This is a genomic window from Pseudarthrobacter sp. AL07 (assembly GCF_029960665.1).
Classification (GTDB): Bacteria; Actinomycetota; Actinomycetes; order Actinomycetales; family Micrococcaceae; genus Arthrobacter.
The window spans coordinates 75,935-99,538 of record NZ_JASBRB010000006.1 but is presented as its reverse complement, the minus strand read 5'-3'; the positions used below and the strand labels follow the sequence as shown (position 1 = coordinate 99,538).

General features: G+C 65.9%; 23 protein-coding genes and 1 pseudogene. 17 read left to right on the top strand and 7 right to left on the bottom strand.

The window, feature by feature from the left end:
• The first annotated feature begins 10 nt into the window (after positions 1–10).
• The 6 genes from QK290_RS08015 to QK290_RS07990 all read left to right on the top strand — a co-directional run bounded on the left by QK290_RS08015 (position 11) and on the right by QK290_RS07990 (position 4,113).
• Positions 11–1,216: a TadA family conjugal transfer-associated ATPase gene (locus tag QK290_RS08015; RefSeq protein WP_282330230.1), complete on the top strand. Its 1,206-nt coding sequence runs from the start codon at positions 11–13 to the stop codon at positions 1,214–1,216.
• Positions 1,213–2,094 (top strand): hypothetical protein, encoded by an 882-nt coding sequence (locus QK290_RS08010; protein ID WP_282330157.1) that lies wholly within the window; start codon positions 1,213–1,215, stop codon positions 2,092–2,094. Before QK290_RS08015 ends, QK290_RS08010 begins: the two co-directional genes overlap by 4 nt.
• The gene (locus QK290_RS08005) at positions 2,091–2,699 is read left to right on the top strand and encodes a type II secretion system F family protein (protein ID WP_282330156.1); all 609 of its coding nucleotides are present in this window, start codon (positions 2,091–2,093) and stop codon (positions 2,697–2,699) included. Before QK290_RS08010 ends, QK290_RS08005 begins: the two co-directional genes overlap by 4 nt.
• A 171-nt stretch (positions 2,700–2,870) precedes the next feature.
• Entirely contained in the window at positions 2,871–3,233 is a 363-nt protein-coding gene (locus QK290_RS08000; RefSeq protein ID WP_282330155.1) for a DUF4244 domain-containing protein, read from the top strand.
• Entirely contained in the window at positions 3,230–3,757 is a 528-nt protein-coding gene (locus tag QK290_RS07995) for a TadE family type IV pilus minor pilin (RefSeq protein WP_282330154.1), read from the top strand. Before QK290_RS08000 ends, QK290_RS07995 begins: the two co-directional genes overlap by 4 nt.
• Positions 3,754–4,113, top strand: coding sequence for an Rv3654c family TadE-like protein (locus tag QK290_RS07990; protein ID WP_282330153.1), 360 nt, complete (start codon positions 3,754–3,756; stop codon positions 4,111–4,113). The genes QK290_RS07995 and QK290_RS07990 overlap by 4 nt, the downstream gene beginning before the upstream one ends.
• Here the strand turns inward: QK290_RS07990 and QK290_RS07985 are convergent.
• Both QK290_RS07985 and QK290_RS07980 read right to left on the bottom strand, forming a co-directional pair.
• Entirely contained in the window at positions 4,086–6,515 is a 2,430-nt protein-coding gene (locus tag QK290_RS07985) for a DEAD/DEAH box helicase (RefSeq protein ID WP_282330152.1), read from the bottom strand. The genes QK290_RS07990 and QK290_RS07985 overlap by 28 nt on opposite strands.
• A 27-nt stretch (positions 6,516–6,542) precedes the next feature.
• Complete coding sequence (locus QK290_RS07980) at positions 6,543–7,235, bottom strand: GNAT family N-acetyltransferase (protein WP_282330151.1); 693 nt, start codon at positions 7,233–7,235, stop codon at positions 6,543–6,545.
• Positions 7,236–7,329: 94 nt separating this feature from the next.
• Between QK290_RS07980 and QK290_RS07975 the strand changes: the two genes are divergently transcribed.
• Positions 7,330–7,461 (top strand): hypothetical protein, encoded by a 132-nt coding sequence (locus tag QK290_RS07975; RefSeq protein ID WP_282330150.1) that lies wholly within the window; start codon positions 7,330–7,332, stop codon positions 7,459–7,461.
• 51 nt (positions 7,462–7,512) lie between these two features.
• Positions 7,513–8,406, top strand: a complete 894-nt coding sequence (locus QK290_RS07970; RefSeq protein WP_282330149.1) for a rhodanese-related sulfurtransferase — start codon at positions 7,513–7,515, stop codon at positions 8,404–8,406.
• A 52-nt stretch (positions 8,407–8,458) separates the two neighbouring features.
• On the opposite strand, the gene QK290_RS07965 is transcribed toward QK290_RS07970, so the two are convergent.
• Both QK290_RS07965 and QK290_RS07960 read right to left on the bottom strand, forming a co-directional pair.
• Positions 8,459–8,644 carry a hypothetical protein gene (locus QK290_RS07965; RefSeq protein WP_282330148.1) on the bottom strand — a complete coding sequence of 62 codons (186 nt, stop codon included), beginning with the start codon at positions 8,642–8,644 and terminating at the stop codon, positions 8,459–8,461.
• Between the two features lie 328 nt (positions 8,645–8,972).
• Positions 8,973–9,410, bottom strand: a complete 438-nt coding sequence (locus tag QK290_RS07960) for a hypothetical protein (protein WP_282330147.1) — start codon at positions 9,408–9,410, stop codon at positions 8,973–8,975.
• A gap of 139 nt (positions 9,411–9,549) precedes the next feature.
• On the opposite strand from QK290_RS07960, the pseudogene QK290_RS07955 reads away from it, so the two are divergent.
• The 6 genes and pseudogenes from QK290_RS07955 to proC form a co-directional block, all read left to right on the top strand.
• Positions 9,550–9,922, top strand: a pseudogene (locus QK290_RS07955) (MerR family transcriptional regulator); the annotation flags it as partial.
• Positions 9,923–9,969: 47 nt separating this feature from the next.
• Positions 9,970–11,685 carry a methyltransferase gene (locus tag QK290_RS07950; RefSeq protein ID WP_282330146.1) on the top strand — a complete coding sequence of 572 codons (1,716 nt, stop codon included), beginning with the start codon at positions 9,970–9,972 and terminating at the stop codon, positions 11,683–11,685.
• 156 nt (positions 11,686–11,841) lie between these two features.
• A complete protein-coding gene (gene topA, locus QK290_RS07945; protein WP_282330145.1) occupies positions 11,842–14,571 on the top strand; it encodes a type I DNA topoisomerase in 2,730 nt (909 codons plus the stop codon).
• A 47-nt stretch (positions 14,572–14,618) separates the two neighbouring features.
• Positions 14,619–15,071, top strand: coding sequence for an SseB family protein (locus QK290_RS07940; protein ID WP_282330144.1), 453 nt, complete (start codon positions 14,619–14,621; stop codon positions 15,069–15,071).
• 52 nt (positions 15,072–15,123) lie between these two features.
• On the top strand, positions 15,124–16,128 hold the full coding sequence (locus QK290_RS07935; protein ID WP_282330143.1) for a Ppx/GppA phosphatase family protein: 1,005 nt from the start codon (positions 15,124–15,126) through the stop codon (positions 16,126–16,128).
• Positions 16,129–16,392: 264 nt separating this feature from the next.
• A complete protein-coding gene (proC, locus tag QK290_RS07930) occupies positions 16,393–17,226 on the top strand; it encodes a pyrroline-5-carboxylate reductase (protein ID WP_282330142.1) in 834 nt (277 codons plus the stop codon).
• 84 nt (positions 17,227–17,310) lie between these two features.
• On the opposite strand, the gene QK290_RS07925 is transcribed toward proC, so the two are convergent.
• Both QK290_RS07925 and QK290_RS07920 read right to left on the bottom strand, forming a co-directional pair.
• Positions 17,311–17,997, bottom strand: a complete 687-nt coding sequence (locus QK290_RS07925; protein WP_104060499.1) for a TrkA family potassium uptake protein — start codon at positions 17,995–17,997, stop codon at positions 17,311–17,313.
• The gene (locus QK290_RS07920) at positions 17,990–19,423 is read right to left on the bottom strand and encodes a potassium transporter TrkG (RefSeq protein ID WP_282330141.1); all 1,434 of its coding nucleotides are present in this window, start codon (positions 19,421–19,423) and stop codon (positions 17,990–17,992) included. Before QK290_RS07920 ends, QK290_RS07925 begins: the two co-directional genes overlap by 8 nt.
• 105 nt (positions 19,424–19,528) lie before the next feature.
• Between QK290_RS07920 and QK290_RS07915 the strand changes: the two genes are divergently transcribed.
• Positions 19,529–20,740, top strand: a complete 1,212-nt coding sequence (locus tag QK290_RS07915) for an acetoin utilization protein AcuC (RefSeq protein WP_282330139.1) — start codon at positions 19,529–19,531, stop codon at positions 20,738–20,740.
• A gap of 79 nt (positions 20,741–20,819) precedes the next feature.
• A complete protein-coding gene (locus QK290_RS07910; RefSeq protein ID WP_282330138.1) occupies positions 20,820–21,362 on the top strand; it encodes a metalloregulator ArsR/SmtB family transcription factor in 543 nt (180 codons plus the stop codon).
• Between the two features lie 99 nt (positions 21,363–21,461).
• Here QK290_RS07910 and QK290_RS07905 read toward each other — a convergent pair whose 3' ends face one another.
• Positions 21,462–22,796 (bottom strand): alpha-hydroxy acid oxidase, encoded by a 1,335-nt coding sequence (locus QK290_RS07905; protein ID WP_282330137.1) that lies wholly within the window; start codon positions 22,794–22,796, stop codon positions 21,462–21,464.
• A 95-nt stretch (positions 22,797–22,891) separates the two neighbouring features.
• Here QK290_RS07905 and QK290_RS07900 point away from each other — a divergent pair, with 95 nt between their 5' ends.
• Positions 22,892–23,599 (top strand): FCD domain-containing protein, encoded by a 708-nt coding sequence (locus tag QK290_RS07900; protein ID WP_282330136.1) that lies wholly within the window; start codon positions 22,892–22,894, stop codon positions 23,597–23,599.
• The last annotated feature ends 5 nt before the right edge of the window (positions 23,600–23,604 follow it).

The following is a 23,604-nucleotide window of genomic DNA, read 5'->3' as shown; positions in this document are numbered from 1 at the left end:
GGAGCACCGGATGGGGGCACGCCGTCGGCAGGCCCGGGTCCTGGATCCGCGATTTTTGGATTCGTCACTGTTGGAGACCGTCCGTGAATCAGTCATGGCCGACGCAGGACCTGTCACGCCGTCCCGGGTCGCCGCAGCCGTCCAGGCCACCGGGCGGCTGCTGGGGACTGCCGGGTCCCTCGCGGCTGTGGAGCGGATCAGCGCCGAGCTGAACGGGCTTGGCCCACTCCAGGAACTGACGCGGGACGTCCATGTCACCGACATCTTCGTCAATGCCCCGGACTCGGTCTGGATCGACCGGGGTCAGGGCCTCGAACCGGCCGGGGTTTCGTTTTCCGGTGAGGCGCAGGTGCGGGCCTTGGCATCACGGCTGGTGGCCGCCGGCGGACGGCGGCTGGATGACGGGTCCCCGTGTGTCGATGTCAGGCTCGACGGTGGCTACCGCGTCCACGCCGTCCTGCCGCCGATTTCGACAGCCGGCACTCTGCTGAGTGTCCGCATCCGGCGGGAGCAGGTCTTCTCCATGGACGAACTCCGTGCCGGCGGCATGTTCGGTGGCGTGGTCCGGGACGTCCTTGAAGGCGTGGTTGAACAGCGGCTGAGTTTCCTGATCAGCGGGGCCACGGGTTCCGGGAAGACCACTCTGCTTTCCACCCTGCTGGGGCTGTGCTCCCCGGCAGAACGGCTGGTTCTGATCGAGGACGCGTCCGAACTGAACCCCGTCCATCCGCACATTGTTTCGCTCGAGTCCAGGCACGGAAACCTCGAAGGCGGCGGCGAAGTGGACCTGGGCGAACTCGTCCGGCAGGCACTGCGGATGCGGCCGGACCGGCTAGTGGTGGGCGAATGCCGCGGTGCCGAGGTCCGGGAGCTCCTGACCGCCATGAACACCGGCCACACCGGAGGGGGAGGAACCATCCACGCCAACACTGCCACCGCCGTCCCGGCCCGCCTGACAGCTTTGGGCGCACTGGCCGGCATGGGCCAGGACGCCGTCCGGCTGCAGGCAGCCAGTGCCTTGGACGTCGTGGTCCACGTGGAGCGGTCCAGCCGCGGGCGGCATGTTGCCTGCGTGGGTGTGGTGCAGGACGGTCCTGGCGGGCTTACCGTGGTTCCGGCGTTGGAGACCACGCGTGGTCAGATCGGCACCGGTCCTGCCTGGGAGACGCTGAGCTCGAGGTTAGGACTGCCTCCCACGGCGGGTGTCGCGGCATGACACTTCTGCTGGCCGTGGTCCTGGGGCTGGCGGTCGTGCTCCTCTTCAGCCCGCCCGGAGGTGCCGCCGGCCGTTTCCGGCGGGCTTTGACGAGTGCAGGACCAGGCCTCGCCTCGCGGGTTCACGCCGGGGCCGGTGGCAGCAAAACGGGCGGCACGTGGCGCAACGTCTTCCGCGCACGACCGAAAAGCAATGACCTGTCCTTGACCCTTGTGGTGCAGCAGCTTGCTGCGCTGCTCAAGGGCGGCCGCACTCCGGCACGGCTCTGGGATGAACTGTGGCTGGTCCACGGTGGCCGTCCGGAGCCAGTTTCAGCAACTACGGACGCAGGTTTACGCGCATCAAAGGACCCGGCAGGAAGTGCGGAACCATCACGCGGGCCAGCGTCCAGTCGCAGCGGTCCGAGCCTCAGCGCAGGTTCCCTGGTGATGCTTGGCGCCGTCCGGGCAGCAGCGTTCCGGGGCGCGCCCGTGTCTGAAGCGATCAGGAAAACCGCGCAGGCGGAGTATTCGCGCGCCGACGGCAGGGAGCTACGAATCTGGTGCGAGCTGGCCGCCTGCTTTGATATCGCCGAAGCCAGTGGCTGTCCGCTGGCTGATGTGCTGGCGCGGTTTGCCGCGCAACTCGAAGTGGAAGACGATGCCGAGGCCGCACGGCAGACGGCCCTCGCCGGACCGAAAGCCACGGTGGGTCTCCTGACGTGGCTCCCGCTGATGGGGCTGGGCCTGGGAATAGCGTTGGGCGTGGACCCGTTGGCCATCCTGATCGGGACCCCGCTGGGACTGGCAGCGCTCGCAGCGGGAGTGGGCCTCACCATCGCCGGAAGAATCTGGTCTGCCCGCCTGGTCGGTGCTGCTGCCGGGGCCGGTGTGCCATGACGGAGGTTCTTGTGCCGGGGCTTGCTGTGGCAGTTGTTCTGGCTGCGGCCGCTTGCCTGGCCCTTTCGCAGCCAAGCCGGGTCCGAAAGCGGCTGGTCCGGCTCCGAGGTGAAGTGGGTGCAGGGTCGCCGGGGGCCGATGAAGCCTTCACACATCGTGGCCGTCTGCACGGATTGCGGGACTCGGCCATGATGCTTGAGCTCGTGGCGGCGATGCTGGACGCGGGGTCAGGCATCGGGCGGTCGCTGGAACTCGTCGCTGCCTCGGCCTCGACGGACTACGGCAAGGCGCTGCGTCCGGTGGTGTCTGCGCTCGCCATCGGGGCCGACTGGGAGACAGCCTGGCGCAGTTCCGAAGTCCGGCTTCCCGAAATCCTGGAACTGCGTGACGCACTGGGATTCGCCGCCCTGACCGGAGCGCCGTCGTCGGCCATCCTTTACGCGCAGGCCGCAAGGCTGCGCCGGGAAAGATTCCGTGCCGCGGAGAAACGGGCGGCCTCCCTCGGCGTGAAGCTGGTCATTCCGCTGGGCCTGTGCTCGCTCCCGGCGTTCATCTGCCTAGGCGTTGTTCCGGTCCTGCTGGCATTGGTGCCGTCCGGGTCCTGAGCGCGGGATTTGAGCTACGATCCATTCCTCCACACCCCGTCCTGTCCTCCACAATCCGCTCAAAGCCGCGCTTATCCACTTACGGGTTGTTGGCTCTTACCGAGACTTCCGCAGCCGGGAAGAGTCGAATCAGCCGGCAACTCGGCCGGAGCACAGAAGGGAAATGTCACTATGACCATCATCGAAAACAGCCATTCCGCAGCACCTGCACAGGAGTCCAGCGCCGCTCCTACGGGCACAGCACCATGGGACCCGGGAACACGCTCCGATGCGGCGTTGGGGGCGTGTACCTGCCAACGACAGGAATCCACAGAGCCCGCTGGCAACGTTGTGGAGCTTTACCCTGGCGCCAGCGAGCGGAAGGAGCGCCACGGCCGGCTTTCAGCTTCAGAAGCCGGAATGGCAACGGCTGAATACGCCATCGCCACCCTGGCCGCTGTGGGCTTCGCAGGACTTCTCGTCTTCATTCTCCGTAGCGACGAAGTACGCGGATTCCTGTTGAACCTCATCCGCACGGCGCTGGCCTTGCCGTGATTCTGTCGCCGGCAGCGCTGCAACGTCCTAATGACCGGAGCAGCCGCCGTGGGCCGGGGAATGCCCACGGCGCCGTGACGGCGGAGTTCGCGGTGGCGCTGCCGGCGGTACTGTTGCTCCTTGCCCTGCTTTTGGCCGGAGCCTCCGCAGGCGTCACCCAGCTCAGGCTCGAGGAAGCGGCGCGGGCCGGCGCCCGGGCGCTGGCCCGCGGTGAAGACCCTTCCGCGGTGCAGGGGATCGTCAGGACATTGGCGGGGACGTCGGCAACGGCGTCCGTTGCGGCTGACCGCGAATGGCTCAGCGTCACGGTGGCTGACGGAGTGGGCGGACCCCTGGGGGCAACAGTGCCCTGGACGCTGACAGCCACGGCCACCACGCGGAGCGAAACGCCGGCGGCCAGCGGCGATCCTCAGCCGCTGCTACTGCCAATGCCGGCCACGATGAACGGATACCTTTTCAGGCTGGCACAATTCGCGGACGAACGGACAGAACACATCCGGGCCCCCGAGGTGGAGCCGTCGTGAAGAGGCAGTCCGGGGACAACCCGGAGCGCGGTTCGGGAACAGTCCTGGCCGCGGGACTGGCTTTGGTTGTCATCATGGCGATGGCCCTGCTGCTGTTGTTCGCGCAGTCCGCGGTGATGGCCAGCAGGGCAGCGGCGGCGGCGGACCTCGCCGCCCTTGCCGCGGCCGATGCCCTGCGCGGGATCACGTCCGGCGACCCCTGCACGGTGGCCGCAGAGGTGGCGGCCCGCAATGCTGCAGCACTGGTCAGCTGCACGGAAGGGGCCGGTCAGACCGTCATGGTACAAACGGAGCTGAATACAGGGACTCTGGTTGGCGCCGCCACCGGTCAGGCGCGGGCCGGGCCGCCGCCCTGAGCGGCTGTGGTGCTGAACGGCTCCGTGCTGGCCGGGATTTCGGCGCCGCGGGGAGGCATTTCACGGGCGTCCTTGAGGAGGACATCGATGAGCGTGACGGCGGCAGCCTTGTCCAGCGGATTGTTCTTGTTCCCGCATTTGGGGGACTGGACGCAGGAGGGGCAGCCCGACTCGCACTCACACGCCTTGATGGCGTCGCGGGTCGCCGAAAGCCACACCTTTGCCTTATCGAAGCCGCGTTCGGCAAAGCCGGCACCGCCGGGGTGTCCGTCATACACAAAGATGGTGGGCACGCCTGTGTCAGCGTGGATGGCGGTGGACACCCCGCCGATGTCCCAGCGGTCGCTGGAAGCCACCAGGGGCAGGAGGCCGATCGCTGCGTGCTCGGCGGCGTGCAGGGCCCCCGGGAACTGCGCCTCGATGAGCCCGGCGCCCGTCAGCGTACGGTTCTCCACCACAAACCAGACCGCCTTCGTGAACAGGTCCCGGGCGCCCAGCTCCAGCGGCTCCTCACCCAGGATTTCATTTGAAATCAGGGCCTTGCGCTGAAAGGAAACCACCTGCGTTGTCACCTTCACATCGCCGAAGTGCACTGCAACATCGCCCCAGTGCTCAGTCCGGAGTGTGTCGAGCACTTCGATCTGGGTCACGTCCCGGGCCGTTGTGTAGTAGTCGGGGTTGGTGCGCCGGACCACCACGCAATGGTCGTCTTCGTTCAGGTCCTCCACCACATAGCTTTCGCCCTGGTGTACGTAGATGGCCCCCGTGTGCGCCTGGTAGTGCGTCTGGGGCGAGTCCATGGTCCCGAGCAGGGAGCCGGTGTCGGCGTCGATGATACTCACCGGCCCGCCGCCGTCGGCACGGAGGTTCACCATGGACGCAGCGCTCTGGGAGTGCGTCCAGAACCAGCCCGCTGGCCGGCGCCGCAGATACCCCTGCGCCACAAGCTGGCCCAGCAGCTTCTCTGCTGTGCTGCCGAACAGGCCCAGTTCAGCCACGCCCAGCGGAAGCTCCGCGGCAGCGGCGCAGAGATGAGGCCCCAGCACGTACGGATTGGACGGGTCAAAGACGGTGGCCTCCACCGACACGTCGAAAATCGCCTCCGGATGGTTCACCAGGTAGGTGTCGAGCGGATCATCGCTGGCCACAAACGCGGCGATGGCATCCTGGCCCGCGCGCCCTGCGCGGCCGATCTGCTGGAACAGGGACGCCCGGGTGCCTGGCCAGCCCGCCACCAGGACGGCATCCAGTCCGGAAATGTCGATGCCCAGTTCGAGGGCGGACGTGCTTGAGACACCCAGCAGTTCGCCGGAGCGGAGGGCCTTTTCCAGGGCCCGGCGTTCTTCTGGAAGGTACCCGGAGCGGTAGGCGGCCACGCGTTGCGGCAGGCTGGGATCCACTTCGTCCAGAAGGCGCTTGGTGATCGAAGCGATCGTTTCCGCACCGCGGCGGGACTTAATGAAGGCAATGGTCCGGATCCGGGACGAGACCAGGTTCGCCAGCAGGTCGGCCGTTTCAGCAACGGCGGTGCGGCGTTCGTTGGCGCCGTTCTCGCCCTTGAGCTCAGTCAGTGCAGGTTCCCAGAATGCGACGGTGGTGGAACCGTGCGGCGAGCAGTCCTCGGCAACGGCCCGGACCGGCGCCCCGATCAGGCGTCCGAACGATGTGCCTGGCTCCGATGCGGTGGCGGAGGCGGCGATGAAGACCGGACCGGGGTGGGTGGTCCCGGCACTGTAGTACGCGCAGATACGGCGCAGCCGGCGCATCAGGTTGGCCACGTGCGAGCCGAACACGCCGCGGTAGCTGTGTGCCTCATCCACAATCACGTAGCGCAACCGCCGGAAGAAGCTGGCCCACCAGGCGTGATTGGGAAGGACGCCGAAGTGGAGCATGTCCGGGTTCGCGAGGATGAAATTGGCGTGGTCCCGGATCCACCGGCGGGACGCGGGATCGGTATCGCCGTCGTACGTCTCGGCCCGCACAGTGGGCAGTTTCAAGGAACGGATGGCTGCAAGCTGGTCGGCAGCGAGCGCCTTCGTGGGCGAGAGATAAAGCGTCACGGCGCCGTCGTCGTGGATCTTTCCCGGTTCGGACAGCACGCGCAGTTCGGAGCGGTGGATGGCGTCAATCGCCGGCAGTTGGTAGGCCAGGGACTTGCCGGAGGCGGTGCCGGTGGCAATGACCACATGCTCGCCGCCGTGGGCCAGGTTGGCGGCCTGGATCTGGTGCCGGTACGGCTCGTGGATGCCGAGGGAACCATAAGCGGCCACGAGATCCGGGTGCGCCCACTCCGGCCATGGTTCGTGGACAGCCTGGCGGGCGGGGATGGTGCGGACATGACGCAGCTGCTCCGGGTCCGGGCCTCGGCCCAGCAAAGGAATCAGGGAGTCATGGGGGTTCACCCCAACATTCTTTCACCCGGGGAAAAATCACCCCACGGAAAGGTCTGCGCCTTCATCGGACGTGGACAGCATCAGCACGCGGCAAACAGTGGACCAGCCCAGGTGGGAGTACAGCTTCTGGCCGTCGAGGGAAGCCAGGAGCAGGCCGTTCTCCACATCCGGTCCGATGGCCTGCGCGGCCAGGGCCTTCATGATGAAGCTGCCCAGGCCGCGGCGCTGGAACGCCGGTTGGACCACAATCTTGTCGAACACCGCGGTCTCGTCCACCACAAAAACCCTGCCGCTCGCCGCCACCGTGTCACCCGAACGGACCACCGCGTGGTGGACGCCGTCGAGTTCGGAGGTGACCAGGCTCAGATCATCGTCGGAGAGCCACGGATCTTCCGTATCCTGGGTGGACATGTCCACAATCATCATGGCCTGCGAGGCGGACGTGACGTTCAGACCGTATTGCTGGGCTAGCGCCGTGAAGCGGGCAACGTCATTGGTGAGGATGGTCAGGACCCTGGCCGGCGCCTCGACGGTCTTCGCAGCCAGGGCAGTGAACTCGTCAGCGGAGGGGTCAGGGGCGAAGTACTCCCACTCCCCGGTGGTGTCGGCCCGCAGTGCAGCGGGGAAGCGGCCCTCAACTGATGTCTGGTAACCGCGGCAGCCGGCCCAGCCAGCTACCCAGACTTCAAGAAGGCGTGTGATGTCTTCAACCAAGGCGTCCGGACTCATGTCATGAGAGTATTCCAGCCCCGACACAAGCAACAGGGGTAGGGTGCCCCGATGTGACTTGCTTATGCAATCGTGACCGGACAAGACTGACGGCATGCACGCCACCAAAGATCCATCCAAGAACACCTTTCCGCTGCCCCTTCTGGTCTGTGTTGCCGCGCTGGTGGCCACGGTGGGCGGCGCCCTGAACAGGCACGACGCAGCCATCGCAGCGAGCAAAGCTTAGCCCCGGCTGCCAGGCGGGCCTGGTGGCCGGCAACCCAGTACCCTTAAATACGTGGCTTTGAACCGAATTGTGCTCTTTTACGGCTTTACCCCCATCGCAGATCCGGACGCGGTGCGGCTCTGGCAGCGTGCCCTGTGCGAAAAACTCGGGCTGACCGGACGCATCCTCATTTCCAAGGACGGCATCAACGCCACGGTGGGCGGCGAGATCGGTGCGGTCAAGCAATATGTCAAGACAACCCGCGAATACAAGGGCTTCCACGGCATCGACGTGAAATGGTCCGACGGCGGCGCGGAGGACTTCCCGCGGCTGAGTGTTAAGGTCCGGGACGAGATCGTATCCTTCGGCGCGCCAGGCGAACTCAAGGTGGATGAGCACGGCGTGGTGGGCGGCGGCACCCATCTGAAGCCCGAAGAACTCCACGAACTGGTGGAAGCCACGAAACAGGCCGGCGAGGACGTGGTGTTCTTTGACGGCCGCAACGCCTTCGAAGCCCAGATCGGCAAGTTCAAGGACGCGATCGTCCCTGACGTGGCCACCACCCACGATTTCATCAAGGAGCTCGACTCCGGCAAGTACGACGCCCTCAAGGACAAACCGGTGGTCACCTACTGCACCGGCGGCATCCGCTGCGAGGTGCTCTCCAGCCTGATGGTGAACCGCGGTTTCAAGCAGGTGTACCAGCTCGACGGCGGCATCGTCCGCTACGGCGAAACGTTCAAGGACCAGGGCCTCTGGGAAGGCTCGCTCTACGTGTTCGACAAACGCATGCACCTGGAATTCAGCGAGGATGCCAAAACGATCGGTGAGTGTGTTCGCTGTGCCTCGCCCACGAGCAAGTTCGAGAACTGCTCCAACCTGAGTTGCCGCACTCTGACCCTGTACTGCGCCGGGTGCGCAGCCAGCCCGGAGACGCTTCGCTGCCCCGAAGGCTGCGCGGCCTGAAACGTGCGTCGGCGAAGGGTCCGGCCGGCCTAGATCCGGCAGATAGGGAAGTTCAAAGCCGGGACAGCCTGTAGGCGAAATTGGCGGCGGACTGCGCTTCAACCTGGAAGTGCAACACCGTTTCCTTGGACAGGTAGATCACGCTTTCGCGCCGGGATCCGCAGCGCAGGCTGAGGTCCACCATGGTGAATTCGTCATTGCGGACTTTGAAGTCGACGCGCAGCTGGCTCCGGCACACCAGCACCAGCGCGAGGCCCCGGCTCGGTCACTGCCGGAGCGGTCGGGGCGTTCTCGGCGGGCCGCCATCCCTCGTTATACGTGTATTCACATCCGGTGAGCGCAGATCCGGCCACCAGGGCGCCCGCCGTCCACAGTACGACGGCGCCCCTCACCCGGGTGCGCGCCGGGACTGACCGGGACGGGTAAGGACCCGGACGAAGTACAGCCCTGCGGGTCGGCGGCGCCCCCTGCGTTGCGGGCATACTCCGACCCTATGCCCGGCACGGACTCAATCCAGAGCCTCGAGTAGGTGACAGGAAAGCCGGTCGTGCGGGAGTGGCCGGCAACTATCCCGCGGTTACCAGTTGGTAAGCGTAGATCACCGGCGCGTCAACGCTGGAGGCACTGAGCTCCAGCGGCCCGGATTGCGGCAGAGTTATTTTGCGGGACTCCGGCGTGCCGTAGCAGGCCGCTCCGAGGTCGGCAAGCGCTTTGCCGCCGGACCGCACTGCGAGGAAGGCCTTGCCGCCGCCTTCGCAGACAAGCGTCAATGTGTACTTGCCTGCCGGCACAGTCTCCCCATGGTCAATGGGCTGGGCGTTGAGAATCCTGCCAGAGTCTTCGGCAACAATGCCGCTGGCCGATGGCATCGCGGTGGCCTTCCAGGCCGGCACGTCGGCGTTCTCGACCGAAAGCTGCTGCGCGCAGCCGGAGGCGCCCAGGAGGACAGTTGCTGCAGCCACAGCGGAGACGGCGCGCGGCAGGGAGGAAGGAAACAGAACCATGCTGCCAATTTACCCGGCCCCGCCTGTGCTCCGTGATTCAGACCCTTGACCTTGACGCTACGTCAAAATTTATCGTTGAACCATCAGCCGGATCACAACCCCGGACTTATTCCGCCAACATACCGGGAAGAAGGAACATATGGACTGGTCCATCCAGGACATTGCCCGGCTCGCAGGGACCACCAGCAGGACGCGTCGCGGCCTGGGGCTGGGCCTGCCGGTAATCAGGCAGGTGCTCGACGACGAATCGGGCGGCCAACGCCCTCACCGGGCATTTGGCATGGCTCAAGCGGGAACAGGTCAGGCTGGCGCGGCAGATCGCGTCGGTCACTCAAACCGTCGAAGCAGTGAAAGGAGGTGGCGAAATCATGGCAGAAGACATGTTCAAAGGTTTCGACCACGCGCAGTACAAGGACGAGGTGGAGAAACGCTGGGGCAAGGACGCCTACGCGAAGGGGGATTCGTGGTGGCGCGGCATGAGCACCGACGGGAAGGCGGCGTGGAGGCAGCGCTCGCGGCGACCGTCAGGGGGAAGCCTGCCCGCCAATAGACTTGGGCGGTGAATGATTCCACGCTTTTCCTGGCCGGCAACACCCCCGATGCCCCGCGCAGCGACCGCCCCGAACTGCTGACGGCGCTCGCCGCGGACCTGCGCCGGGTGGACTACACGCTCGACGGCGTGGCCGGGCTCCTGGGCGAGTCCGCCTACCGCGCGCTGAACCGGGACCAGATCATCCCGGCTTTGCTGGCCACCGAAAGCGCCCTCCGGAATGATGCGGCGAAGGGTGGGCCTGCGAACGGTGAGAACACGGCGTCGGCGCTCGCCGCCGTCGTACGTCTCTGGCTCCTGGCGGAACCGCAAACGCGGGAAACGCTCGACGCCGCCCTGCCGGGAATCCGGTCCGACGGCCTGGTCGAGCTGGGGCTGCTTATGTCCGTGCCCGGCTCTGATCTGCCCGGCGCCGGGCAGCCGGCGCCGGATCTGCTGCAGGCAAGAGCAGATCTGCGGCCGTACGGCTGGGATTCCAACGAGGACGGCAGCGGCGGCGCCGAGCTGTGGGTGGCCAGCGACCTCGCCGCGCACCAGCAGGACGGCGTGCTGCGGCACGACTATGTGCTGGGGATCGGTCAGGCATCCACCACGCTGGTGCAGACCACCGTCCGGCGCCACGTCGCCAAGGCCCTGGATTTGGGCACGGGCTGCGGTATCCAGTCCTTCCACCTCCTGCACCATGCCGAGCACGTCACAGCGACGGACATCTCGGAGCGGGCTCTGGCCTTCACCCGGTTCAACCTGCTCCTGAATGCCCAGGCCCTGCACGTGGACCCGCAACACCTGGCGGACCGGGTCAGCCTTCGCCTGGGGTCGCTCCTGGAGCCCGTGGCCGGTGAGGAATTCGAGCTTGTGGTGTCCAACCCGCCGTTCGTCATCACGCCGCGGACGGTAGGCGAACCTGCGTCCGGGCAGTTCACCTACCGCGACGGCGGGCTGCCGGGCGACGACATCGTGGCCTCGCTCGTGGCAGCATTGCCCGGCGCCCTGGCTCCCGGCGGCACCGCGCAACTGCTGGGCAACTGGGAAATTCCCGCCGGGGCCGAGTGGCACGAGCGGCCCAAAAGCTGGATCGGTCCGGATGCGGACGCCTGGTTCATCCAGCGCGAGCAGGTGGGCCCGGAACAGTACGCCGAAACGTGGCTGCAGGACGCATCAGAATCCCGCGACCGCATGCATTACCGGGACGCCTATGCCGCGTACCTGGCGGACTTCGCGTCCCGGAACGTGGCGGGGATCGGCTTCGGCATGATCTGGCTGCGCCGGCCGCCGGCGGAAGCCAGTGCCGCCGCCATCAGCCGGTTCGAGGAAATTACGTACCCCATTGAGCAGCCCATCGGGCCCCACTTGGGCGCCGCCGTCGAGCGTTCCGACTGGCTGGCCGCCAACAGCCTGGCGGACGCGCATCTGCTCGTGGCGGACGACGTCACGGAGGAACGGCATCAGCGTCCCGGCGCCGAGCACCCGGGCGTGATCCTGCTGCGCCAGGGTGCCGGCCTGCGCCGGACCAATCTGCTCAGCACCGAACTCGCCGGATTGGTCTCCGCCTGCGACGGTGACCTCTCCGTCGGCCAGATCATCGGGGCCCTCGCGGCGCTGCTCGGCGGGAGCCTCGCGGGGGAGGACGGGTTCGACGGCGATGCGTTCCGGACCAGGCTGCTCGAGGACGTCGCGAACCTGGTCAGCGACGGTTTCCTGGTTCCCTCCGAACCTGCCGCATAGAGGTTTGGCGCGCTTTGGAACACCCCAAAACGGGGTCCTTGACGTGCCCGATGAGTCGGCGGGTTTTCCACATGAATGCGCACGATTGTCCAAAATATGGTGAACTAGGCGAGTATGGGCTCATCTGCCCGAGCAACCTTTTTCTGTAGGAGCACCGTGCCAAGCAAGGCCAAAACCGGCAAGAAACTCGTGATTGTGGAGTCTCCGGCCAAGAGCAAGACCATCGCCAAGTACCTCGGCGAGGGCTTCATCGTAGAGGCCTCCGTTGGTCACATCCGAGACCTGCCGCAGCCGTCCGAGCTTCCCGCAGAACTGAAGAAAACCTCGGTGGGCAAGTTCGCCGTCGACATCGAAAACGACTTCAAACCCTATTACGTGGTGTCTGCGGACAAACGGAAAAAGGTCACCGAACTGAAGGCCGCCCTCAAGGATGCCGACGCCCTCTATCTCGCAACCGATGGGGACCGCGAGGGCGAGGCCATCGCGTGGCACCTGCTGGAAGTGCTCAAGCCCAAGGTGCCCGTCTACCGGATGACGTTCGGTGAAATCACCAAGGAAGCCATCCAGCGCGCCATGGGCAACCTGCGCGATGTTGATACGGCACTGGTGGATGCTCAGGAGACTCGCCGTGTCCTGGACCGCCTCTATGGTTACGAGATTTCTCCCGTGCTGTGGCGCAAGGTGGCACGCGGCCTGTCCGCTGGCCGCGTGCAGTCCGTGGTCACGCGCATGGTGGTGGACCGTGAACGCGAACGCATGGCGTTCACCTCGGCTTCCTACTGGGACCTCACGGGCCAGTTTGGTGCCGGTTCCGCTTCGTTCAAGGCAAAGCTCGCCTCCGTTGACGGCGCCAAAGTGGCTTCGGGCCGGGACTTTAATGACGACGGCGTCCTTACCGCGCGCAACGCGGCGCACCTGAACGAGGAACTGGCCACCTCGCTGGCCGCAGGACTCCAGGATGCGGACTTCCGCGTCCGGTCCGTGGACACCAAGCCGTACACCCGCCGTCCAGCAGCGCCGTTCACCACCTCCACGCTGCAGCAGGAGGCCGGCCGCAAGCTGCGCTTCACCTCCAAGAGCACCATGCAGGTGGCCCAGCGGCTGTACGAAAACGGCTACATCACCTATATGCGTACCGACTCCTCGGCGCTGAGCGACGAAGCCGTCACGGCCGCCCGCCGCCAGGCCTCGGAACTGTACGGCCCGGAATACATCCCGGCGTCGCCTCGGGTCTACACCAGCAAGGCCGCTAACGCGCAGGAAGCCCACGAGGCCATCCGCCCCGCCGGTGACTCGTTCCGCACGCCGGCGCAGGTTGCCAAGCAGCTCTCCGGCGACGAGTTCCGCCTGTACGAACTGATCTGGAAGCGCACCATCGCCTCCCAGATGGGTGACGCCAAGGGCTCGACGGCGACCATCCGCCTGGGTGCAGTAGCTACTGACGGCAGGGACGCTGAGTTCTCCGCCTCCGGTACGGTCATCACTTTCCCCGGCTTCCTGGCCGCCTACGAAGAAGGCAAGGACGAAAGCCGCGGGGACGACGACTCCGACGAAGCCCGACGGTTGCCGAACGTGGCCAAGGACGATGCCCTCACGGCGTCGGACATTCTGGCTGTGGGCCACGAGACCTCGCCGCCGCCGCGCTTCACCGAAGCGTCGCTGACCGCCGAGCTGGAAAAGAAGGGCATCGGCCGCCCGTCGACCTACGCCTCCACCATCTCCACCATCCAGGACCGGGGCTACGTCCGGAAGCAGGGCTCTGCCCTGGTACCCAGCTGGATCGCGTTCTCGGTGATCCGCCTGCTGGAGCAGCACTTCACCGACTACGTGGACTACGAATTCACGGCGGACATGGAAGGCGACCTGGACAAGATCGCCAACGGCCAGGCTGTGGGTTCCGCGTGGCTCAAGCACTTCTACTTTGGTGAAGACGCAGATCCGGGCCTGCTGAGCATCGTGAACAACCTGGGCGACATTGACGCCCGGGAAATCAACTCCATTCCCATCACGGACGAGATCACGTTGCGGGTGGGCAAATTCGGTCCGTACCTGGAAAGCTCCGCCGCCACCGTTGATCCGAAGACCGGCGAAATCGTGGAAAACTCCCGAGCCAACGTCCCGGAGGACCTGGCGCCGGACGAACTGACCGCGGCCAAGGCCATCGAGCTGATGGAGACGGCCGCGCCGGAAGAACGCGTCCTCGGCGCTGACCCGCACACCGGGCACACCGTGGTGGCGAAGAACGGACGCTACGGCGCCTACGTCACCGAAGTCATCCCCGAGATGACCGAGGAACAGCTGGCCAACCAGCCCGTGGAGTACTACAAAAACGGCAAGCCGAAGCCGCCGAAGAAGCCTGTCAAGGCTAAGCCGCGCACCGGTTCGCTGTTTGCGTCCATGACGGTGGACTCCGTCACGCTGGATGAAGCGATGCAGCTGATGAGCTTGCCCCGTGCCCTGGGCGAGGACGCCGAAGGCAATCTCATTACGGTGCAGAACGGACGCTTCGGCCCGTACTTGAAGAAGGGCACGGACTCCCGCTCCATCGGCACCGAAGAGGAAATCTTCACCATCACGCTGGAGCAGGCGCTCGAGATCTACTCCCAGCCCAAGCAGCGCGGCGCCCGTGCCGCGGTAGCCCCGCTGGCCGAGTTCGGACCGGACCCCGTTTCCGAGAAGAACATCGTGGTGAAGGAAGGCCGTTTCGGGCCGTACATCACGGACGGCATCACCAACATCACCGTCCCGCGGTCCACGTCCCTGGAGGAGCTGACCCGGGAACAAGCGGTTGAACTCCTCGCTGAGAAGCGGGCCAAGGGGCCGGTCAAACGCACCACCACGGCCCGCAAGGCTCCGGCAAAGAAGAAGGCTCCAGCCAAGAAGTAAATAGGGGCGGAATTGCGCCGGGCTCTCCAACGTGGTCGAGTAGATACATGACTGAACAGCCCGGCACAGCCGATCTCACGCCGCTCAACGACCTCGAAGAGAAGCTCGCCCAGGGCGGCCAGCCCGAGGGTAGCCCGGTGGATGTCATCCTGTCCTTCCTCAACAGCGAGGTCTACGTCATCAGCACCGACGGGATCGAGGGGGAGGACTCCCAGGTGGAGCCGCTGGTATTGGCGAACGCTGACGGCGAGCCCGTCCTTGCGGTGTTCTCGCACCCCAGCCGCGTCGACGAGCAGTATCTTGAGGCGGCCCCGAACGTCCTGGGGACCCAGGGTGCAGCCATCATCGCCAACATTGGCGAGGAATTGGGCATGGTGATCAACCCCGGCGCTGCATACGGGTTTGAGATCAACCCGGAGGGCGTCGCCAACATCAAGCGCGACTTCAAGCGCGCCGATGAACTTCCGGACGGTGCACCAGAGGACGCCTCCGCAAACTGACATTTTCTGCGCAGGTTGTGGGTGAGGGCCCGGGCGGGGGAATAATGGCAGGATGCGGCTAGGCGTCCTCGATATCGGGTCAAACACTGTCCACCTTCTCTTGGTGGATGCCCACCCTGGCGCGCGTCCGGTGCCTTTTGCGTCGCACAAACGGCCCTTGTCCCTGGTCCAATACCTGGATACCGACGGCAACATCACCGACGAAGGACAGCACGAGCTGACCGAATTCGTCCTTGAAGCCTGGGAGTTCGCCGCCAGGCACAAAGCGGACGACCTGTTGGCTTTCTGTACGTCGGCCATCCGTGAAGCCACTAACGGCCCTGCAGTGCTGGCCCGGGTCAAGCACGAAACCACTGTCACCCTGCAGGAACTGACCGGCAGCGAAGAAGCCTCCATGACCTTCTTCGCCGTCCGCCGCTGGTACGGCTGGGGTGCGGGACCGATCCTGAACCTGGACATCGGCGGCGGCTCCTTCGAAATGGCCTTCGGGCAGGACGAACTGCCCGAAGTGGCCACCTCCGTCCCCTTGGGCGCCAGCCGCCTGACCCGCGACTGGCTGGCCGAAGACCCGCCTTCCGCCAAGAGTGTCAAGGAGGTGCGCCGTTATATCCGGGCCACGCTGGCCCCCGCAGTGAAGCAGTTCGACGGCTTGGGGCGCGCCAATGTTGTGGCCGGCACCTCCAAGACGTTCAGGTCGCTCGCCAGGGTCGCAGGGGCCGCCCCCAGCGCCGCAGGCCCCTACGTGAAGCGCACACTCAACGCCACGGACCTGGGCGTCTGGGCGCAGCGCATTTCAGCCATGAAGGCCGAGGACCGGCTCTTCCTGCCGGGCGTGTCCGAGGCCCGCGCGCATCAGCTCCTCGCCGGGGCCCTGGTGGCCGAGGCCGCCCTGGAAATGTTCAAGTTCAAAAAGATCAGAATCTGCCCTTGGGCGCTGCGTGAAGGGCTGATCCTGCGCCGGCTCGACCAGCTGGTCTTTGCCGGTCCGCTGGATCCGGCCCCGCATATCGTGCAGCCCGCCCCGGTGCGTCAGGCGATCGAGTCCACACCCGCCTGAAACAGCGTTAACGCGAAAGCGCCGGCGTCCGCAGCAGGAAAATGGGGGAAAACCTGCTGCAAACCACCGGCGCCTCGGGCAAACATCCCCATGCTTGCCGCATCACTCGCACCCTCAATGAGGTAATAACTACGTTAAGCGGCGAAGTTGTGTGCAAGCTGCAGCGAACATGGGAGTCCGCTGTGAATCAGTTTCGGCGGGTTCCCGCGTTGTCCCATTCGTTCCATTTCTGCAGCCGCCCAGCCGAACTGCGATGATGGAACCATGAGTAACCGAATCGCCTTTCTGGGCTGTGGATCCATGAACGAAGCCATCCTCTCGGGCCTACTGGCCGCCGGGACCAACCCCGCCGACGTCATAGCTACAGTCAGGCGTGCCGAACGCGCCGAGGAGCTGGCGTTGCGCCACCACGGCATTACCGCTGTCGCTGGCGACGAGGAACCGGACAATAACAAGGACGCCGCCAAGGGATCCGCCGTCGTAATTCTTGGTGTGAAGCCGGTGGGCATCATCGACCTGGCCCGCGAAATCAGCGGCTCCCTGTCCCCGAAGGCCGTAGTTGTCAGCGTCGCCGCAGCCGTATCGCTGGCGCAACTCGAAGCGGCACTGCCTCCCGGACAACCGGTGATCCGGACCATGCCGAACACCCCTGCGAAGCTGGGCCGCGGCGTCGTCTCCGTTTCACCCGGTACCAACTGCACGCCGGAACAGCTCCAGACAGTCAAGGACATCCTGCGGGCCGCAGGCACCGTGGTGGAGGTGCCGGAGGAGCAGGTGGATGCGGTGTCGGCCATCAGCGGCTCGGGTCCCGCCTACGCGTTCTACCTTGCCGAGGCCATGGCCGCTGCCGGCGTCGACCTGGGTCTGGATCCCGAGCTGTCGTTGCTCCTGGCGCGGGAGACAGTCGCAGGCGCGGGCTTTATGCTGGCTGAGCCGGGCGCCGATCCTTCGGCCCTGCGCAAGGGAGTGACGAGCCCTAATGGCACCACCGAACGGGCCATCGCCACGTTCGACGACCGCGGCATTCCGTCCATCATCGCCGCCGGCGCCCGCGCCGCAGCGGACCGCTCCGCAGAGATCACCAGGCAGCTCGGCTAATCCCCAGCCGCGCAGAGTTTTTGTCCAGATAATGCACCCAAAAGCGGCTTTTCGAGGCATTATCTGGACAAAAACTCCGGAGTTCTACGGCCGCGCGGCGAACCGTTCCAGCAGGTCCACATGCCCGGACACGATCAGCATGTCGCGGGCGGACACCTTGGTTTCCGGGCGGGCGTAGGTGAAGTCCTCACCGGGCGACTTCACACCCACGATGGTCACACCGTACTTGGAGCGCACCTTGGACTCATCCAGCGTGAAACCGACTGTTTCACGGGGCGGGTACATTTTCACGATGGCGAAGTCGTCGTCGAATTCGATGAAGTCCAGCATGCGGCCGGAGACCAGGTGCGCGGCGCGGACACCGGCGTCGGCCTCCGGGTAGATCACGTGGTTCGCGCCGATCCGGGTGAGGATCTTGCCGTGCGAGGGTGTGATGGCCTTGACCCAAAGATGCTCGATGCCGAGATCCACCAGGTTCACGGTGATCAGCACCGAGGACTCGATGGACGTTCCCACGCCACAAACGGCGGAGCTGAACTCCTGGGCGCCGAGCTGGCGCAGCGCATCAATGTTGGTCGCATCGGCCTCCACCACGTGGGTGAGGAGCGGTGCCCATTTCTGGACCAGGCTCCGGTCGCGTTCGATCGCCAGCACCTCGCGGCCCTGTTTCACCAGCTGCTCGGCGGTGGATGAACCGAAGCGGCCCAGCCCGATCACCAGGACCGGCGCGTTGTGGGCGGGGCGGTTGGGGGCGCCTGAGGAATTAGCCAATGATGGGCCTCTCTTCCGGGTAGTGGTACAGCTGGCTGCGCTGACGCAGGGCCAGCCCAGCTGCAAGGGTAACGGTGCCCACACGGCCCGCGAACATCAGGGCAGTGAGGACATAAACGCCCGACGGCGGCAGCTCGGCGCTGAGGTTGGTGCTCAGCCCCACGGTGGCGAAGGCGGAGATGGTTTCGAACAGCACCCGGTCCAGGGATGCGCCGCTGATCTGCAGCAGCAGGAACGCGGAGACGGAGACCAGCGTGGCGCCGGCCACGATGACGGAGATGGCCACCCGCATGGTGCCCTGCGGGATGGTCCGGCCGTACACCTTGACGTCCGCGTCGCCGCGGGCTTCGGCCGCGATCGCCAGGAACATCACGGCGATCGTGGTCACCTTGATGCCGCCCGCAGTCGACGCCGAGCCGCCGCCGGCGAACATCAGGGCGTCCGTCAGCAGCATGGTGGTGGACTCCAACTGGTTCTGGTCCACCAGGTTGAAGCCGCCGGAGCGGGTCATGACGGACGCAAAAAGCGAGTGCGTGATCTTGTCGCCGAGGTTCATGCCGCCGATGGTCCGTATGTTGTCCCACTCCATCAGGCCCCACAGCACGGTGCCCGCGGCGAGGAGGATGAAGGACACCTGGATGGTCAGCTTGGTGTGCAGGTTCCACTTCTTCCAGTTGAGCCCGTTCTGCTGCAGGACCATAACAACGGGAAAACCCAGGCTGCCGAGGAATACGCCGAGCATCAGCGGGATGAGGATCCAGGGATCGGTCTCATACGGCACGATGCCGTCTGAATGCGGGGTGAATCCGGCGTTATTGAACGAAGAAATGGCGTAAAAGACACCGTGCCAGACGGCCTGCCAGAACGGCTCGCCGAGGGTCAGGAACCGGGGGACCAGGGCAAGCGCCAGGACACCTTCGATCACCACGGACGTGGTGATGACGATGCGCAGCAGCGTACCCACTTCACCGAGCCGGCCGGCGTTGTTCATGGCCTCCTGGGCAATGAGTTTGCCGCGGACGCCAAGCTTCTTGCTCACCATGAGGGCCAGCAGGGAGGCGAGCGTCAGCGTTCCCAATCCGCCCACAAAGATGCCGATCAGGATGACCAGTTGGCCGAAAAATGACCAGTGCACCGCCGTCGAAACAACAGTCAGGCCGGTCACGCAGACGGCGGACACCGCCGTGAACAGTGCCTGGTGGATCGGAGTGGCCATACCGGTGGCGGAGGAGATGGGCAGCGACAGGAGGAAAGTGAAGATCAGGCAGACCGTCCCGAAAGCGCTCAAGGCAAGCCGTGCGGGCGACGTGTTGGCAATTTCGTCAACGAAGTCGCGGATACGGGTGAAGATCCAGAGGCCTTCGCGCCCCGGTGCGGCCGGGTGCCAGCTGGCCGGGTTCCGGGGCCTCGACTGGCGTTGCGTCATGGGGGGCTTTTCCTCGGTTGAAACTGTTTCCTCCAGTAGTAAACCACTAATGCCCGCGTTATGGCCGGGCCGGGGCCGGGTGCGCCCTCCGGTAGCCTGTCATTGATGACATTCCTGCCCGGTCTCAGCCAGCCCGCGCCGCCAACGATGGTGGTGTGGAATTCCGCCATGACGGCCTACAATTTCGGCCCGGGCCACCCGATGGCTCCCGCGCGGCTGGACCTGACGGCGAGGCTTGCAAGCAGCCTCGGCCTGCTGGACTTTGCGCATGTGTCCGTGGAGGCCCCGGAGGTTGCGTCCGATACCGAACTGGAAACCGTGCACTCGCCTGAGTTTGTGGCTGCAGTCCGCCAGGTCAGTGACGACCCGACCTCGCCGGACGAAGCCCGCGGGCTGGGCACCGACGACGATCCAGCCTTCGCCGGTATGCACGACGCCGCTGCAAGGCTTGCCGGTGGATCCCTGGCCGCTGCGTCCGCCATCCTGGACGGGTCCGCGCTCCACGCCGTGAACTTCGGCGGGGGTATGCACCACGCTGCCCGTGACCGCGCCAGCGGTTTCTGCATCTATAACGACTCCGCCCTTGCCGTCCGGAGACTGCTCGACGGCGGCATCCGCCGTGTGGCGTACATCGACGTTGATGCGCACCACGGCGACGGGACGGAAAGCATCTTCTGGGACGACCCCCGGGTCCTGACCATTTCCCTTCATGAAAGCGGACTCACGCTGTTCCCAGGGACCGGTTTCGCGAACGAGATCGGCGGTCCGCAGGCTGAGGGCAGTGCCGTCAACATTGCCCTGCCGTCGGGCACCGGCGATGCCGGCTGGCTGCGTGCTTTCCACGCAGTGGTGCCGCAGCTCGTGGGCGCGTTCCAGCCCGAAGTCATCGTGAGCCAGCACGGCTGCGACTCGCACCGCCTTGACCCGTTGGCCCATCTGAACATCAGTGTGGACGGTCAGCGTGAGGCGGCCACCGCCGTCGGGAATCTCGCTGCCCGGCACTGCGAGGACCGCTGGATCGCCACTGGCGGCGGCGGGTACAGCGTCACCGACGTTGTGCCGCGGTCCTGGAGCCACCTGATCGGCATCGCCGCCGGGCGTCCCGTTCCGCTCCGGACCCCGGTGCCGGAGGATTGGCGCGCCTATGTTTCGGACAAGTTCGGCATGGACACCCCGGGCCTGATGGGCGACGATGCGGAGCTTTGGTGGCGTTCCTGGGAAGTGGGCTTTGACCCCAACGACGCCGTGGACCGTACGGTCATGGCCACCCGCAAAGCCGTTTTCCCGCTGCACGGCCTTGATCCCTGGTTCGACTGATCCTTTTTCAACCCGCGCGGGACGGTCATGGGCGAAATAGTTGATGCCCGGGGGCGTATATGTCGCTAGGGTGGGAGTCATGGTGACAGACGACGTATTTGCCGTCATTGCGGAAGCAACCCGACGTGACATTTTGGTATCCCTGCGCGCCGGGGACAAGGCCGTGGGCGAGTTGGTGGAAGAACTTTCCGCGAGCCAGCCCACCATTTCCAAGCACCTGAAAGTCCTCCGTGAGGCGCAACTGGTCAGCATGCGGGCGCAGGGCCAGAAGCGCTATTACGCGCTGAACCCCAAGCCGCTTGAGGGGATCGTCAGCTGGCTGGAGACGTTCGACGTCGGCGCGGCAGCCGCCGTCGCCAAGTCACCCCGTGCTGTGGCGGACGCCGGCACCGAGCAAACCGTGGCTACCGCACTGCCGTACAATGCCGCCATCGCTGCCATCCTGGAGCGTCCGGGCGCCGAGCTGAGTCCCGCCGTCGTGATTCCCGGCGGCTCCGTAGCCCCGCTCAGCGACGACACCGTGCCGCAGCAGATCGGCCGCACCGTGGGCCGCGCCGCCACAAAGGCCGCGGACCTGCTGGCCAACCTCCCGAACCTCCCCAAGTTCGGCCGCAAAAAGTAGCCCCACCACTCTGAGTTTTTGTCCAGATAATGACCGGAATATCGACTTTTGGTGCCATTATCTGGACAAAAACTCAGGGCGGACGGGCGGGCGGGGCTACTAGTTGAGCAGGCGCACGTGGTTCGGGGTCAGCTCGGAGATTTTGTTGACACCGAGAAGCGCCATGGTGCGGGCCATGTCCTTCTCGAGGATCTGCAGGGTGCGGTCCACGCCCGCCCGGCCGCCGGCCATGAGGCCATACAGGTAGGCGCGGCCGATCAGCGTGAAGTCGGCGCCCAGGGCCAGGGCCGCGATGATGTCCGCGCCGCTCATGATGCCCGTGTCCAGCATGATGGCCGCGTCCGAGTTGTCCTTGGTGAAGGCTTCCTTGACGCCCGGCAGCAGGTGGAACGGGATGGGTGCGCGGTCCAGTTGGCGGCCGCCATGGTTGGAGAGCACCACCCCGTCGGCGCCGTGGGCCACCACCTTGCGGGCGTCCTCCACGGTCTGGATGCCCTTGACCACGAGCTTGCCCTTCCAGGTTTCACGCAGCCAGTCCAGGTCCTCGAACGTCAGCGTGGGGTCGAACATGGAGTTGATGAGGTCCGCCACGGTTCCGGTGTATCGGGACAGCGAGGCAAAGGTCAGCGGCTCGTGCGTGAGGAAGTTGAACCACCAGGCCGGCCGGTAGGACGCATCCAGGACGGTCTTGACGGTCAGTGCCGGCGGAATGGTCATGCCGTTGCGGACGTCGCGGAGGCGGGCGCCGGCGACGGCGGTGTCCACTGTGACCATAAGGGTGTCGTTGCCGGCCTTGGCGGCGCGCTCGATCAGCTCCAGCGACCGGTCGCGGTCCGTCCACAGATACAACTGGAACCAGTTGCGGCCGTTCGGGGCGGCGGCTGCAACGTCCTCGATGGAGGCGGTGCCCATGGTGGAAAGGGTGTATGGAATGCCGGCGGCTTCTGCAGCCTGCGATCCGGCGTACTCACCCTCGGACTGCATCATGCGCGTGAAGCCGGTGGGGGCGATGCCCAGGGGCAGCCGGGAAGGCTTGCCCAGGATGTCGGTGCTGAGGTCGACGCTGGAGACGTTGCGCAGGATGCCGGGCCGGAACTCGATGTCCAGGAAGGCCTCCCGGGCGCGGCGCAGGGTGATCTCGCCCTCGGCGGCGCCGTCGGTGTAGTCGAACGGGGCCTGCGGCGTGCGGCGCTTGGCCATGTCGCGAAGGTCCCAGATGGTGCTGGCGCGCTTCAGCCGGGCTTCCTTACTGAACTCGGGCTTCTTGAACTGCATCAGCGGGGCCAGGTCCGAATACTTGGGGATCCGGCGCTTAAGCGCGGCCGGGACTCCGGTGGTGGCCGGCTTCGGCGCGCTGCCGGTGAACACCGGGAGGTCCGCGGCATCCGGGGCTGGCGTGACCTCGGGATTGTCCGGCTGGATGGTGTGGGTCATGGCTGCCTCCGTTGGTGGGCCTGGCGCAGGGTTCGAGCTGTGGTCTAACCACACTGTAAACCATGTGGTCCAACCACATCAACTAGCATGGTCTTATGCGTACGCACCAACTTGTCCTGGCGTGGATCGAACGGCAGCTCTCCGACGGAGCGCTGAGCGTGGGCGGACGCCTGCCTGCGGAGCGGGCACTCGCCGAGCAGCTGGCCGTGTCAAGAACCTCGGTACGAGAGGCCATCCGGATACTGGAAGCCATGGGGGTGGTCCGCGCCGGGGTTGGCTCCGGCCCGGAAGCGGGGACTGTGGTGATTTCGGATCCGACGGCAGCGCTCGGCTCGGCGCTTCGGCTCCACGTCGCCACCCAGCACCTGCCCGTGTCTGACATCGTGGAAACGCGCATCCTGCTGGAGACCTGGGCGGCCGCCCGGGCAAAGCCCGATGCTCCGGAGCTCGAACTGGCCGCCACGCTCCTAGGCGAGATGGACGCCGTCGAGCGCGTTGCCCGGACGGCGGATGACTTCCTGGCGCTGGATATCCGGTTCCACCTGGCCCTCGCGGACGCCGCCGGTAACGCCGTGGTCAGCGCCATGATGGGCTCGCTGCGCGAATCCATCCAGGGCTACACCGCCCGGTTTACGGCAAATCTCCCGGACTGGGCTGCCACGGCGTCGCGCTTGCAGGCAGAGCACCGCGACATTCTGGCCGCCATCAGGAACGACGACGGCGCGCACGCGGCCACGCTGGTGGCTGCCCACATCGAGGGCTACTACCGCGAGGGCGGGGTTGGGCCCGCGGCGGAGGAATAGTGCGG